Below are 13,978 nucleotides of genomic sequence, written 5' to 3'. Positions count from 1 at the left end.
TTCATTTGTCATGAACGCCGTATTTTCAAATCAGAAAGCACTTAACCTCACCAAAGTCGTATTGCAGGTGTGTCTGCTGAGCGGCGTTTGGCTGGCGATGGATGCCTTGCGGACGCAGTTCGGCTGGAGTATGCCGGCTGGTCTTATCGGTTTTTCCATTCTGGCGCTGGGACTGTTCAGCGGTGTGATCAAGGTGCGCTGGCTGCAAAGCGGTACGAACTGGCTGATGGCCGAAATGCTGCTGTTTTTTGTGCCGGCTGTTCTGGTGGTGCGGCAATATCCCGATCTGATCCTGAGTCAGGGGCTGCGTATTCTGGCCGTGATTCTGCTCAGTACCGCTTGTGTGATGGCGGCAACGGCGCTTGCCGTGGACCGGGTCTATCGTCTTGAACTGTGGCTGGCGCGTCGTCGCTCTTCTCATTCTCACATCGGCACGCAGGAGTAAGTCATTATGTCTGAAGAAATGATCGGCCTGGCCTCGCTGCTGGTAACGGTTGCCTGTTACTGGCTGAACAAGCGTTTGTATCGGCGTTTTCCGAATCCATTCCTGATGCCATTGCTGGCGACACCCTTGGTGTTGATTGTGCTGGCAATCTGGGGCCAGGTGAGTTATGTACAGTATATCTCCCTGACCCACTGGCTGGTCTGGCTGCTGGGCCCTGCGACAATTGCATTTGCCATACCACTGTATGAGAACCGTGCCCTGTTGCGCAAGCACGGGATGTCGATTGCAACCGGCGTTGTTGTTGCCAGTCTGGTCTCGGTCTGTTCGTCGGTCTGGCTGGCGCAAGCCTTCGGATTATCGCAGGCCCTACAAAAAGGTCTGGCGGTGCGTTCCGTTACCACCCCCTTTGCGCTGGAAGCGGAAAAGGTTCTGGGCGGCTCGCCCGATCTGGCCTCGTTGTTTGTACTGCTGACCGGTGTGAGTGGTATGTTCATGGGCGATTTGATTTTGCGTTTGCTGCCTCGTGTACGTAGCAAACTGGCTGCTGGTGCTATTTTCGGCGGTGGTGCGCACGGTAGCGGCGTTGCCAAGGCACGCCAATTTGGCGAAGTGCAGGCAGTGGTGGCTTCGCTGGTGATGATGATTGCGGGTGCCCTTAATGTGTTGCTGGCACCGGTGGTACGGATACTTTTCTTTTGAGTTAAGGCGCTTTCGGTATGCTTTTTGCTTTATTCATCAAGTTTGCGGAACTGGGGATTGATCAGCGGGAGCATGTCAATGATGTGCAGGATTGATCTTTATTTTTTATAGACCGGTTGCGACGCTTTGCCGCGCGGCCGCGATAAACGCGCGAACGGCCGGCGAATTTTCCCGTTTGCGATACACCAGCGCCAGATAAACCCGTTCCTGAAAATCGCTGACGACTCTGTAGGTCACGCCGGGCTGATTGAACCGGCGGTTGGATTCGGGTACAACCACAATGCCATAGCCCGCAGCGGCCAGGCTGGTCGCAGTAATAATGTCATTAACGCGGTATGCCGGGGATGCAGAAAATCCGGCGGCGGCAGCCAGGCGTGCCAGCACTTGGGCAAAGCCTTCTGCATCCGTTTCAGTGAACTGTGGTGCAATAAATGTCTGGCCGTGCAGGTCAGCCGCCTGCAATGTCGGCTTGCCGGCAAGGGGATGATTCTCTGCCATCGCCACCATTAGCGGTTCGCCATGGATTATCGTTGCTTCGACATTTTCCGGGTACTGGCGCCGGGGGCGCACCACACCGACATCAATTTCCGCTGCCTCGACCGCCTGTAGCTGGCGTGGTGTCTCCATCGCGATGACCTGCATATGCACCTGTTCGTGACCGGGCCGAAATTGCTTGAGCATTCGTGATAGCAGTCCTGATGTAACAGCAGAAGCCACATAACCCAGACGTACATGCCCACCCCTGCCTTGTGCTGCCAGGCGCCCGATTTCCTGCGCACGCTCCATATGACGCAAGGTTGCAATCGCTTCTTCATACAGGAGTGCGCCGGCATCGGTCAGGGTGATGGGCTGGCGCTTATGGCGTTGCAGTAAGCGCACTCCCAGAGCGTCCTCGAGTTGCTGAATTTGTACGCTGACCGCGGATTGGGCAATGCCCAGACGATCGGCTGCACGCGAGAAGTGGCGCTCCTGAGCGACGGCAACGAAATGTTCGAGTTGTCGGTAGGTAATCATTTTTAATCTGATTTATGTATAAAAAAATAATTTATAACCTATAGATCATATCAATAATTTCGATTGTAATGAATCTGACTTTAAATCAACTGCCTTTTTCAAGGAATACGAACATGAATGCCGCCCTGCCACAACAGCTTGCTGATGCGCCAGCGCGGCACGTTCGTTCAATAGTTTTTAGGTTTGTACGATCATGACCACCACTCCTTCTACCGCAGCTCATCAAAGCGATGTGTCAATGGCGGGGCAGGCCGCTTATGGCCAGCGTGCCGGCTTACCTCGTCGTCTGCAACGCATTCTGTCGCTTGATGATTTTGAAGCTGCCGCCAGGCGTCATCTGCCGAGACCGTTGTTCGGTTATATTGCCGGCGCGGCGGAAGACAATTGTTCGCTGAATGGCAACCGGCACAGCTTCTCCAGACATCGCTTTCAAACCCGGGTGATGGTCGATGTCTCGCACCGCAGTCAGCAGACCACGCTATTTGGGCAAACCTGGGGCAGCCCGTTTGGTATAGCGCCGGTGGGGATCAGTGCGATTTCAGCCTATCGTGGCGATCTGGTGCTGGCGCAGGCAGCGGCAAGGGCAAGGATACCGGCAATCATGAGCGGCACATCGCTGATTCCGATGGAAGCAGTCGCGCAGGCTGCGCCAGACACCTGGTTTCAGGCTTATCTGCCCGGTGATGAACGGCGCATTGATGGTCTGATTGATCGGGTGCAAGCGGCCGGGTTCGGCACACTGGTTATTACCGTTGACATACCCGTATGGGCCAATCGCGAGAACAATGTGCGCACCGGTTTTTCCATGCCGCTACGTCCATCGTTGCGCCTGGCCTGGGATGGTATCGTGCGTCCGCGCTGGCTGGCAGGTACGTTTCTGCGTACCCTGGCCTTACATGGCATGCCGCATTTCGAGAATTCATTTGCCACACGCGGCGCACCCATGCTGTCCAATGCGGCGATTCGCGATACGACGGGCCGGGATCATCTGAACTGGCAACATATTGCGCGGATTCGTCAGCGCTGGCCGGGCAATCTGGTGATCAAGGGCATCCTGAGTCCGGCCGATGCTGTGATGGCTGCCGATATCGGCGCGGATGGCATTGTTGTTTCGAATCATGGCGGACGGCAGCTCGATGGCGCTGTGTCACCGTTAAGTGTGTTGCCGCGCATTGTGGATCAGGCAGGACATCGGACCGTGGTGATGATGGACAGCGGGATACGGCGTGGCAGTGATGTACTTAAAGCCGTGGCACTGGGCGCGCGCATGGTGTTCCTGGGACGCCCATTCATGTACGCCGCAGCGGTTGGCGGTCCGCAGGGGATTGATCACGCCATTGCATTGTTGCATGACGAGGTGGATAGGAATATGGCAATGCTGGGCGTTTGTAATATCGGAGATGTGACAACACAATGTCTTGTGCCTGAGGATGAGTGAGACCTGGCGTTTTTTCATCCTCTCTTTTTCAGAGCGCATTTGCGCTCTTTTTTTTCGGACAGTCGTTGCGGGTTGACCAGGATGTTCAGGCAAAACAGTTGTGCTGTCTGTGAGGCAAACGCGCCGCACACGGTAGCGGATCTGGAGGCAGAGCAAGCTTAAATTCAAACAGGCTCGTGCTGAACCATTTTCATGATTTTTGGTTGATCCGGCTTGTTTTTTATTTGCCAAATATCATACTTGGCCTGCAATCTTACCCACATTTCGGCTGTACTCAATCCTGCCTGTTCCAAACGCCAGGCCAGTTGAGGCGTGATGGGGGCATTTCCGTGCAGAACGCGGGAAATTGCTTCACGGCTGTAACCTAAATTTTTAGCAAACTGCGTGACACTCAGCCCAAGCTCAGGCAGCACATCTTCACGCAAAATTTCACTTGGATGGGGGGGGTTATGCATGTACATGACGATTCCTTAATAATTATCCTTTAATGATAATCTTCATAATTCACAAGAAAAACATTGCTATTTTCAAATTCGAAGGTGATGCGCCAGTTTCCGGAAACGGTTAACGACCATTGTGCAAAGCGATCCCCTATTAATTGGTGGCAATTCCAAAGTCCATTCAATTCCGCAATATCTGAAAGTTCGTCCAGAACAGCCAGCATTCTTGACAATTTTTTCGCATGAACTGCGCTAATACCTGCGGTGGATCCTGTTTCAAAAAATTTTTTTAATCCTTTATGGATAAAACTCTTGATCATTGCCTGCCTTTGCCTTTTGTTTTTTTTTGTGTGATCTATTAGATCACATTGAGTGTGATCTGTAAAGTCACACCCCAATGGATGCTGACCGGAAGCGCAGGCGCAATGGCGCGAACTCATCGCTGACTTCTGGGGAACGACGTTGTTCCCGAGGGCTAAGTCCTGGTATGCCGGTGCCAATATTCCGGGGAAAAAAGTCGAAAGCCTCAATTTCCCCTTGGGGCTGCCGAGCTATATCAGCAAGTTTCAGGAAAGCGCTGCCAATGGGTATGCGGGTTTCGAATTGTCGAGATAACATCGCAACGATTATGCTATGAATAACGCAAACGACGCTGCTAAGCGTCGTTTGCTGCGTTCAGGTCAAATGAGCAGTTCTTTTTATCGTTTAATCTCAGGCCGGGACGAGTAACTCGCCCATGGCCTGCGCGGCGTATTCGTGAGATCGCATGCGTGCGGCAGAGTCGTAGATGCGGCAGTCAATCATCAGCTCGTCGGCCTCGGTCTGCGCCACCAGTTTCTGTAAACCGGCGGCAGCCGTTTCGCGATCACCCGCAACGGTGCAGCCCATAACCTGTTCCATAACCGCCTGTTCGCGACTGGACAGGCTATCCACATACCCCTCTTGTGGTTTGGGTAGCAACCCCAGGCGCCCTGTGTGCAAATCAATCATCCACTTGCGATGCGAGCTTGCAAGGTAGTCGGCTTCTTCGTTCGTATCCGCAACAAATACATTCACGCCGACCATGACATAGGGCTTGGCCAGATGGGCCGATGGCCGGAAGTTTTTCCGGTAATGCGCGATGGCCTGATGCAGAAAGCGCGGTGCGAAGTGCGAGGCGAAAGCATAGGGCAGACCCAGCGCGGCTGCCAGGTCTGCACCGTACAGACTGGAGCCGAGTATCCACACCGGCACCTTATGCGCGCCAGGAGCGCCGCGCACCGGCCTGCGACCATTATCGGCGAGGTAATCCATCACTTCAATGACATCATCCGCGAAATTGCGCTCGGGAGCACCACGACGCAAGGCCTGGATAGTCGGGCCACCCGTGCCAGGCGCGCGTCCCATGCCCAGGTCGATGCGATCCGGATAGAGGGTGGCAAGGGTACCGAATTGTTCAGCGACAACAAGGGGTGAATGATTGGGCAGCATGATGCCGCCGGCTCCCACCCGGATCCGGGATGTCGCAGCTGCGATCTGGCTGATGATCAGCGAGGTGGCGGCCGACCCGATACCAGGCATGTCATGATGTTCGGCAATCCAGTAACGGCTAAAGCCGTGCTGCTCAACGTGGCGGGCCAACTGGCGTGATTCGTCAATCGCATCGGCGAAGGTTTTGCCTTCACCGATCGTCACCAGATCCAGTACAGATAGTGCAGTCATTTATGACTCCGGCAAAAAAGATGATCCATAGTGTGACTGATGCCGTGCAAATGATAAAGCCGCTTACGTGACCGTCACTCGGTCCTTAAATTCCCCAATAGGACAGGGCGGTTCCTGCCGCTTTTTGCCCGGCGCTCAGATTTCCCAGGGCACACCAGCCTGCCAGCGTTCGATCAACAGGTCTATGAAGGCGCGGATACGTGGCGACAGGTGCCGTTTGCTGGGATAGACGACCCGTATCGGCTCGGGGGGCGGGCGGAAGGGTTTGAGTACTTCGACCAGCGTGCCGGCACGCAAGTCGTTGCCGGTAATATAAGTGGGAATGTGCACCAGACCAAAGCCTGCCAGCGCCGCATCGCGCATGGCTTCAGAGCTGTCGATGGTCAGGCGTGCCGGTGCTTCGCAAAGATGCAGGCCGTCCGGTGTCTGGAAGCGCCAGGCTATCGATTTTTCTCCACTGGCGAAGGCGATGGTGTCGTGTTGCACAAGATCGCCGGGGTGTTGTGGCACCCCTTTTTTTGCCAGATAATCGGGCGAGGCGCAGGTGGCAAATTGCTGCCAGGCCACGGTACGCGTGAGCAATTGCGAGTCTTCCCTGGGCGCGCCGATGCGAACGGCGATATCGAACCCTTCTTCAACCAGATCGATGAATCGGTCGGTGAACCGGATGTCTGCGCTTACTTCGGGCCACTGTTTCAGGAACTGATCCAGCAACGGCAGTATATGCCGCTGGCCGAAAGACAGGGAGGAGGTCAGGCGCAGAGTGCCAGAAGGCTGGTCGCGCCGGTCCAACATGGTTGCCTCAATTTCGTCCAGATCGTCCAGCACCTGGCGCCAGCGTTCGTAGACGGCCTTGCCTTCGTCGGTCAGGCTGAGTTTGCGGGTGGTGCGATGTAACAGGCGGGTGTGCAGACGGGTTTCAAGGCGCGCCACGCTTTTGCCGACGGCCGAGCGGGTCAGGCCCAGCATATCGGCCGCAGTGGTGAAGCTGCCCGTTTTTACCGTGGCTACGAACGCGGTGATATCGCCCAGGCGGTTTGGTTCCATGATTGTGCTTTTCAAGAACCGCCCAGCGGGTCGCTATCCAGGGCATCGGCAAACTTTCGCATGGATTTGACGAATGCCTCCAGTTCGTCTTTGGGCCAGTCTCTGAAAATCACATTTGCCATGCGTTCACGCGCCGCATCAATGCGATCGGTCATCGCCTTCCCCCTGGGCGCGATAACCGCCTCGCGCACACGCCGATCCTGGGCGTTTGGCTGGCGCCTCACAAGCTCCATACTTTCCAGCTTGGCAACCTGGCGACTAATGGTGGTGTAGTCACGCCCCGAACGGTCTGCCAGATCCACGACACCGATTGGCCCCAGTCGTTCGACCATAACGAGCACGGTAAACAGCGCCCGGTCCAGACGGATTCCAGCATCTTCGATCATCTTTTCATCATTTTTTGGGCGGTTCAGTGCACTAACAATACTGATCAGAGAGCCATGAAGTGATTTCATTTGCTCGGATATATGTGTATCTTGCACATTTTTTTCAGATGGCATATTATTACTCCTGTTAAGTGCATAATACACATATTGGAGTAATCATGACAAGTCATTTGGCAACAGATGTACTCATTTGCGGGGCAGGAGCCGCCGGGCTGACGTTGGCCATTGAGCTGGCACGGCGTGGCGTTGCCTTCCGGCTGATCGAAAAGAACGCCGTACCGTTTGCCGGCTCACGTGGCAAAGGCATTCAGCCCAGAACGCAAGAGGTATTCGAGGATATGGGCATCGTGGATCAGATTGTGGCGCGAGGGGGCTTTTACCCATCGGCGCGCAGCTATCGCGACGATGGGAGTTACGTTGAATCAGAGCTATCCGAAGCAACTGAAGCCGCGCCGGCCGAGCCATATCAATTGCCGGTTATGCTTCCGCAATGTTTGACCGAACAGACGATGCGCGAGCGGCTGACCGAACTCGGCCATCTGGTGCAGTTCGATTGTGAGCTGCTTGGATTCGAGCAAGATGCGGACGGTGTTACAGCACATATTAGCGGGCCGGCAGGCCGGCAGACGGTCAGCGCTCGTTATCTTGTGGGTGCAGACGGTGGGCGCAGTTTTGTCAGGAAAACACTTGAAATAGACTTTCCTGGCAAGACGCTGGGCGTCCGCGCGATTGTGGCCGACGTGACATTGACCGGCCTGGATCGCGAGGCGTGGCACCGGTTTAGCGATGGCGACATGCAGCGCATGGTCGCCATTTGCCCGCTGGCCGGCACTGAACTGTTCCAGATTCAGGCGCCGATTGCGCCTGATGCGCAGTCGGATTTGTCTGCTCAGGGGTTGACAGCGCTGGTCACTGAACGAACGAAACGTGAAGACATTATTGTGCATGCCGTATCATGGGCTTCTGATTATCAGATGAGTGCGCGTCTGGCTGAGCGCTATCGCATTGGCCGAGCGTTTCTGGTCGGCGACGCCGCCCATATACACCCGCCCACCGGTGGTCAGGGTCTTAATACCAGTGTGCAGGATGCCTATAATCTGGGCTGGAAACTGGCGGCCGTGCTGCGAGGTGCACCAGACCGCTTGCTGGATAGCTACGAGGCAGAACGCCGTCCGGTGGCTGAAGCCATGCTTGGCCTTTCCACGCGGCTGCTCAAGGATCAAAAAGAGGGCGGCATGCGCCGCGGACGCGAGACGCGCCAGCTGGATATTGGTTATTTGGATTCGCCCCTGGCAATAAATTTGCCTGAACGCAAAGACGGTGTCCGTGCCGGTAGCCGCGCGCCGGACGCCTTGTTCCAGGGTGCAGCGGGTCAGCCATCACGATTGTTTCAGCTGTTCAAAGGCATACACTGGACATTACTGGTCTACGCCGAAAGGCAGAAGACGTTGGCGGCAAGGCCGGAGTTACACGTGCATCATATCGGCCCCACCGGCGACGTCATCGATGCCTGGAATCACATTCGTGACGCTTATCAATTGGCACCAGGAGAATGTGTGCTCATTCGTCCGGATGGTTATGTTGGCGCGGTCATTGACGTAGATAACCTGACAAACCTCGATGCCTACCTGGATGGCGTGGGCGTGTGCCAGCTGGAAGCAGAGACAAGCTGAGCATGCAGTACTAATGCGTTGCCGGCGCGCCAGCCATTTCGTTTTCAAGCAGGTGAGCAATCTGCAATTGATCGTTCAATAGGAAATCAATATCCTCAAAGGTGGTGAGCGGATTGAGCAGGACGGCGCGCAGCAGTGTGAGGCCCTGGTTGTCATACTGATTGATGGCTCGGAAGGTTCTGGAGACAAAGCTGTCTCCCTTCTGTCGTTGCCATTTCTGCAGGGCGATATTGAAGCGATTGATTTCGATATTGCCAGCATCGTCAATGTGTTGATTGCGATATTTTTCAGGGATATAGCGGTAGGTAAGAATATTCATCACCGGCGCAGTCATCAGCTCGAACTCGGGGCGCGCCTCGATAGCCTGCGCCATATAGCGGGCGCGCGCCAGGCTCTCTGAGAAAAGCGCGTCGTAGCCGTTTTTGCCGATAATATGTAATGCAGCATGCAAATACAGGGCAGTTGCCGGGCGCGAGCCTTCCAGGGTGAATCTGCCCTGGTCAAAAGAGGTAGCACGCACGGCATAGGGCGCGTGATGCATGGTCAGTTGGGACAGGGCAGGGTCACGGAAAAACAGCATGCCGCAACCTAATGGCAGCATCAACTGTTTATGACCATCAATCGTCACAGTATCGGCCTGCGCGATGCCGTCCAGCAGATGCTTGTTGCTTTCGCTCAAAATCAGCCCTCCCCCCCAAGCCGCATCCACATGAACGTGGGCATTAATTTGCCTGCCTATCTCACCTATTTTGTCTAATGCATCGATGCTGCCGTAATCGGTGGTGCCGGCAATGGCAACCAGACAGGCAATTTTTCTGCCGGCTTGCTGGTATTTGTCGATGGCTTCGCGTAATGCGTCCAGGTCTATCTGACAGTGGTCGTTGACCGGCACTTTATGCAGTTCGGCGCCCAGTAACTGTGCGCCCTTGTCAAAGGAATAGTGCATCAGGGCCGAGCCGATGATGACGGGCTTGTCTGCATGGGGTGATGAATTCTCTGCTGTCCCCGTCGTTCCCGCCCGACGCATTGCGGTCCATAGCGCACTGATATTGGCGAGCGTGCCACCGCTGGTAAAGATGCCCAGCGCAGAGGACCTGGCCTGCAAGTGATTTTCGTAGAATTGCCTATCGGCACCGAATATTTCCCGGTGCAGCATGCCAATCACCTGTCGCTCCAGAAAGGCCAGGCCGCGACTGGTCTCTATTTTGACCACGTTTTGATTCAGCGTCTGCACCAGTCGTCCGATCTCCGGAAGAAACTGAGGAAGCGGCGAGGTCATATGACCCAGGTATCTTGGCGAGGCCAGATGCGAACAGTGAGGCAGGACTTCGTTGTCAAACATGTCAAGATAGGCCTCGGCCGTTGTTCCCTGCGTGGGCGCATCACATTGCATGAACTTGCTGCGGATGCCTTCAATACCCATCTCATCGATGGCATCGGATGCCTCGAAAAATGTTCTGCAGCTTTCATCCACTCTATTGCGGATGACCGTGGTGTTGGCAAGGAAAAGGGCGTCAATCAGTGCTTGCGGGGTTTGCGCTTCGTTGATCGAGTCTGTTGCGCTATCGGCGCCACTGTTCAGAACTACATTCATGTTGAAATTCTCAATAGTCATTTATCTTTGCTGGCGATTTTAATGCATCCATACCAGCGGTATAAACTCCAGCGTTGGCGTATTCAAAAACAAACTTAATCCCATGTTGAATGAGGACGGCAAATGAATAAATTGATTCAACAGGGAGGGAAAGGCAGAAAGCTAAGTAATTTGCATCGAGCTGTTTCGCCATGCTGATTGTCGTGTAGAAAACATGATCAGCTCGATGAAACAAATATATTGCTTGTTTACAGGCCCAGAAATTTGAATGGCTTGGCCGGTCTGAATTGGCTGTTGGCCATGCCTGAGTATATATTTGACTGTTCGGGACCCAGGTCCAGTTTGAGTACTTGTCCGGTTTTTTCCGAGAAATCGATTTTTTCCAGATTGATCCAGAAAACATTAGGGGTCAGCGCCGACTCAAAAAAATAGCGCTTCCGTTTATGATCGGCGACGGTGCGCCAGCGGGTGGAGGAAATATTAGGTTCATTCGGGGTTGTCAAACCATAAGGCACGGACACATTGCGAATAACTGAAAAGACGCTGGCAATTGCCTCAACCGCTTTCTCGCTTTTCGGGATGGCGTTCACGTAGAACATGGCCCGGGCGTAGCGGTCTGCCGCGCGATTGGTGCCAGGTAGCATGACGGTGCCGCCGATCTGCTTCCAGTACTCCTCCATGGCAAGCTGTTTTTCGAAAATAGGCGAGTTGGTCATAACCTGGTAATCACGGCTGTGATGAATGACCTGCTTGCCGTCTATATATTCAATGATCGCGCTGTCACCTGAGGCATCCGAAAGTGAGAGGTGCAGGGTGGCCAGGCGATCCTGACCCGGCACGTTGTCCGTGACCACAGTGAAGGGTTGCTTTTCCAGGGTTTCTACCGCTTCCTGAACCGTTGCAAAGTTATCCAGCGCGTATTGTGCCCAGGCAGCGATGGACAGGCCGGGCGACTTACCGTCGTATTTTGGATAGGAGGACTCTACCAGCCACAGTACATTGGCGACCAGTCCGGCTTCGTTCATGCCATCTGTGGTAGAAATATCGTAGCCCGATGCAATGACGCTACCGTACTTCGAGGTCCACTGTATGGAATTGGGTCCAGCTTCCCCGTTGCGCTGCATGCCACGGGGGAATACCCATAAATTGGTCCCGACATCAGTCTTCCAGTCCATGGAACGTGCCGTGATAACCTCACCCTGTAAACCGTGATACACCAACCGGGTGCAGGCCTGCACCGACGGAACAGCCATGCTGGCTGCCAGTAACATGGTTACACACAGCTTCTTGAGAGAATGCGGATGGCGGGACATGTATCTATCCTGTGGCAAATTGTTCGTTAATCATTCAAAATGAAACTACAGTATACTTGGATTGACAAACTTCAGCGTGGCACAACATTGTCCAGGCCGGAGTCGAATCCGTGCGTTTTCGCTGTGAGAGGAACGCGACCAACAGCGGTACATGCCGCAAGCTAGAGAGCCTGCCTTGAACACACCTGTTTCTGCCTTATCCCTCGCTATTTTGCTGCTTGCGACAATGACGGTTGCCGGTGCTACCGAACCGGATTCAAATCCGCCTGAAGTTCAGGTGCCGGGTATTGCTGTCCGGGCTGATCGGGCCCTGCAGATAACCCCATACCTGTGGGCCGCAGAGCTGTACGGCCGTATTTCGCCCTTTCGTCGGGGTCCGACGATCGGCGTTGATAAGCCTTTTTCTGAAGTGCTTGATAGTCTGAAGTTTGGTGGATTTATCGATGTTTGGGCACGCTCTGGTCGCTACGTGCTGTCCGGGGATCTTGCCTACGTTGACACGAAAGAGAACAAGTCATTTGGCCCCCTGCCGGGAATAGGGCCACTACCACCGGGCATACACGGGGCCGGCCGGGTCGATTCCAAATTGTTCACGGCGACGCTGCTGGGTGGATATCGTGTTGTCGACACACCGGATTGGACCCTGGATGCGCTGGCAGGTTTGCGCGTCTGGCATGTGTCGAACAAGGTCAGAGTCAGCGCACTTGAACAGTCGCGCAGTTACAAGGAAAGCTTTGGCTGGGCTGAGCCTGTGCTTGGTGTGCGCGCTTTTACAAATCTGTCAGATCAACTCTCTATGCAGGCGCAGGCCAATATCGGGGGGATGGGCATCGGCTCTCGATTTGCCTGGTCGGCACAGGCAACCATGAATTACATCATCAATAAGAATTTTTCAATCTCCGCCGGGTACAAGGTGCTTGACGTTAATTACAACCGCAATGAACATGTGTATGACACGCGCTTGCATGGACCGGTATTGGGTTTGACGTATCGGTTTTGATGTTGACGGGCGGTGGCTATTTGGCGCCATGTGCTCAAGAGTGCAACAACTAAGCCAGCTCTGTCGAAGAACTGATCGCTCAGTCCAGACATGCCGGAAAAAACGAACGTTTGCTGCGTCGAGCATTGGCGCACCCAGTCATCTGGCCGGAGAGTTGTTTAACCAACGGACTTGATCACATATACTGCATGTTTTCTGTCAGGGTAGTGCGCCGTCATCCATTCTGCAACCGGTATTGATCGCTGGAGAACTGCAGGCGGGCAGAAGATGACTACAACCGACGTAGAACACCGGCCGGGCTACGCGCAGGGAATACAGGGCTCCGATCTGATGAAAAACCGGCAGGCTCACGCAGAACGCTTCAAGGCGGAAATGATTGCAGATCATATTGCGCGGGCGGATCCTTCCGTACGACCCTTTCGGCTTACTGGGGAGGTGGGCAGGTTCACATTTGAGTACTGTGCAGGAGGATGCGTTCGTAGCATGAAATAAGGATGTGGCGTCCTGAACTGTGCATGTATGTCAGGATTTCGGGTTTTGTACTGTCTGAGAGGAACTGCTGCAGGAGAACACTGATCGAGCCATTAGGCGTGTCGGCAGGCCAGAGTATCAATAACTATAAACACTCTCAGCCAGCCTGTCTATGGCATCGCCTCCGCTGAAATATTGCCAGTTTGCGCAGGCAACAAAAAACAGGCTTGATGGAAATCAACGCCAAACACCGGCTCAAAAAGTATGATAGCTGCCGACCTGAACAAGGTTGTTCTGGCCATACACGATTGTCACTCAGAAAAAAAGATTCGCCATGAGAGTCCCGCCTGTCACGTCCGTTGAATCTTGCGCCACGCTGCCTGCCCTCAAAGCTTTGCTCTTTCATGTGCAAAAGCCAATGGCTAGAGCTTGTTTGGTAGATGCGGGGGGCGCTCTTGAGCGCGGTGTGCCAGACTACAGAAAATCCCAAGACGATCCCCATTACGAAGTGCGCGTGGTAAACCCACCCGAATCGCTGAATCAATGGATGAAGCAGGGCGCGGAACTGGGCCTTTCAAGGTCCGGGACGGTACGGGTGTGGTTGTGTGGAAAAATTATTGCTGCAGAAAGCGAGGGGGATTGCGACGTACATTGCGCCAGACAACTCACTGAAGAGGAAGTTTTCTATGCAACCGTTTATTTGTTCTCTATCGGGCAGCGCTGGAGTGATCCAGATCAGGGAGAGGAATAAATGGCG

16 protein-coding genes are annotated in these 13,978 nt (G+C 54.4%); 7 read left to right on the top strand and 9 right to left on the bottom strand.

What is annotated here, in order from left to right:
• The first annotated feature begins 10 nt into the window (after positions 1–10).
• Together MIM_RS13255 and MIM_RS13250 are read left to right on the top strand one after the other, a co-directional pair.
• Positions 11–445: a CidA/LrgA family protein gene (locus MIM_RS13255; protein ID WP_042070316.1), complete on the top strand. Its 435-nt coding sequence runs from the start codon at positions 11–13 to the stop codon at positions 443–445.
• A gap of 6 nt (positions 446–451) precedes the next feature.
• The gene (locus MIM_RS13250) at positions 452–1,144 is read left to right on the top strand and encodes an LrgB family protein (protein WP_025373237.1); all 693 of its coding nucleotides are present in this window, start codon (positions 452–454) and stop codon (positions 1,142–1,144) included.
• Between the two features lie 105 nt (positions 1,145–1,249).
• Here the strand turns inward: MIM_RS13250 and MIM_RS13245 are convergent, their stop codons facing one another.
• Entirely contained in the window at positions 1,250–2,158 is a 909-nt protein-coding gene (locus tag MIM_RS13245) for a LysR family transcriptional regulator (protein ID WP_025373236.1), read from the bottom strand.
• A gap of 193 nt (positions 2,159–2,351) precedes the next feature.
• Between MIM_RS13245 and MIM_RS13240 the strand changes: the two genes are divergently transcribed.
• Positions 2,352–3,596 (top strand): alpha-hydroxy acid oxidase, encoded by a 1,245-nt coding sequence (locus tag MIM_RS13240; RefSeq protein ID WP_025373235.1) that lies wholly within the window; start codon positions 2,352–2,354, stop codon positions 3,594–3,596.
• 164 nt (positions 3,597–3,760) lie between these two features.
• On the opposite strand, the gene MIM_RS13235 is transcribed toward MIM_RS13240, so the two are convergent.
• From MIM_RS13235 to MIM_RS13215, 5 genes are all read right to left on the bottom strand, one after another.
• Positions 3,761–4,057 (bottom strand): HigA family addiction module antitoxin, encoded by a 297-nt coding sequence (locus MIM_RS13235; RefSeq protein WP_025373234.1) that lies wholly within the window; start codon positions 4,055–4,057, stop codon positions 3,761–3,763.
• Between the two features lie 23 nt (positions 4,058–4,080).
• Positions 4,081–4,476 carry a type II toxin-antitoxin system RelE/ParE family toxin gene (locus MIM_RS13230; protein WP_322786654.1) on the bottom strand — a complete coding sequence of 132 codons (396 nt, stop codon included), beginning with the start codon at positions 4,474–4,476 and terminating at the stop codon, positions 4,081–4,083.
• A gap of 271 nt (positions 4,477–4,747) precedes the next feature.
• Positions 4,748–5,737: an LLM class flavin-dependent oxidoreductase gene (locus MIM_RS13225; protein ID WP_025373232.1), complete on the bottom strand. Its 990-nt coding sequence runs from the start codon at positions 5,735–5,737 to the stop codon at positions 4,748–4,750.
• Positions 5,738–5,872: 135 nt separating this feature from the next.
• Entirely contained in the window at positions 5,873–6,784 is a 912-nt protein-coding gene (locus MIM_RS13220) for a LysR family transcriptional regulator (protein ID WP_025373231.1), read from the bottom strand.
• Between the two features lie 11 nt (positions 6,785–6,795).
• Positions 6,796–7,284, bottom strand: coding sequence for a MarR family winged helix-turn-helix transcriptional regulator (locus MIM_RS13215; protein WP_025373230.1), 489 nt, complete (start codon positions 7,282–7,284; stop codon positions 6,796–6,798).
• A gap of 44 nt (positions 7,285–7,328) precedes the next feature.
• On the opposite strand from MIM_RS13215, the gene MIM_RS13210 reads away from it, so the two are divergent.
• On the top strand, positions 7,329–8,843 hold the full coding sequence (locus tag MIM_RS13210) for an FAD-dependent oxidoreductase (RefSeq protein WP_025373229.1): 1,515 nt from the start codon (positions 7,329–7,331) through the stop codon (positions 8,841–8,843).
• Between the two features lie 10 nt (positions 8,844–8,853).
• Here the strand turns inward: MIM_RS13210 and MIM_RS13205 are convergent, their stop codons facing one another.
• The 3 genes from MIM_RS13205 to MIM_RS13200 are packed head-to-tail and all read right to left on the bottom strand — an operon-like array spanning position 8,854 to position 11,708.
• Positions 8,854–10,458, bottom strand: a complete 1,605-nt coding sequence (locus MIM_RS13205) for an aminotransferase class V-fold PLP-dependent enzyme (protein ID WP_025373228.1) — start codon at positions 10,456–10,458, stop codon at positions 8,854–8,856.
• Positions 10,448–10,630 (bottom strand): hypothetical protein, encoded by a 183-nt coding sequence (locus MIM_RS22930; protein ID WP_144084647.1) that lies wholly within the window; start codon positions 10,628–10,630, stop codon positions 10,448–10,450. The genes MIM_RS13205 and MIM_RS22930 overlap by 11 nt, the downstream gene beginning before the upstream one ends.
• 55 nt (positions 10,631–10,685) lie before the next feature.
• Complete coding sequence (locus MIM_RS13200; protein ID WP_407638162.1) at positions 10,686–11,708, bottom strand: linear amide C-N hydrolase; 1,023 nt, start codon at positions 11,706–11,708, stop codon at positions 10,686–10,688.
• A 217-nt stretch (positions 11,709–11,925) separates the two neighbouring features.
• Here MIM_RS13200 and MIM_RS13195 point away from each other — a divergent pair, with 217 nt between their 5' ends.
• From MIM_RS13195 to MIM_RS22180, 3 genes are all read left to right on the top strand, one after another.
• On the top strand, positions 11,926–12,750 hold the full coding sequence (locus MIM_RS13195; protein ID WP_222836891.1) for a hypothetical protein: 825 nt from the start codon (positions 11,926–11,928) through the stop codon (positions 12,748–12,750).
• 267 nt (positions 12,751–13,017) lie between these two features.
• Positions 13,018–13,242: a hypothetical protein gene (locus tag MIM_RS13190; RefSeq protein WP_025373225.1), complete on the top strand. Its 225-nt coding sequence runs from the start codon at positions 13,018–13,020 to the stop codon at positions 13,240–13,242.
• Positions 13,243–13,639: 397 nt separating this feature from the next.
• Positions 13,640–13,972, top strand: a complete 333-nt coding sequence (locus MIM_RS22180; RefSeq protein ID WP_052342317.1) for a hypothetical protein — start codon at positions 13,640–13,642, stop codon at positions 13,970–13,972.
• Positions 13,973–13,978 lie beyond the last annotated feature (6 nt).

Origin of the sequence: Advenella mimigardefordensis DPN7, from assembly GCF_000521505.1 — a bacterium.
Lineage (GTDB): Bacteria > Pseudomonadota > Gammaproteobacteria > Burkholderiales > Burkholderiaceae_B > Advenella > Advenella mimigardefordensis.
Note: the sequence above shows the minus strand (reverse complement) of the source record. Positions and strands in the feature narration are given on the sequence as shown.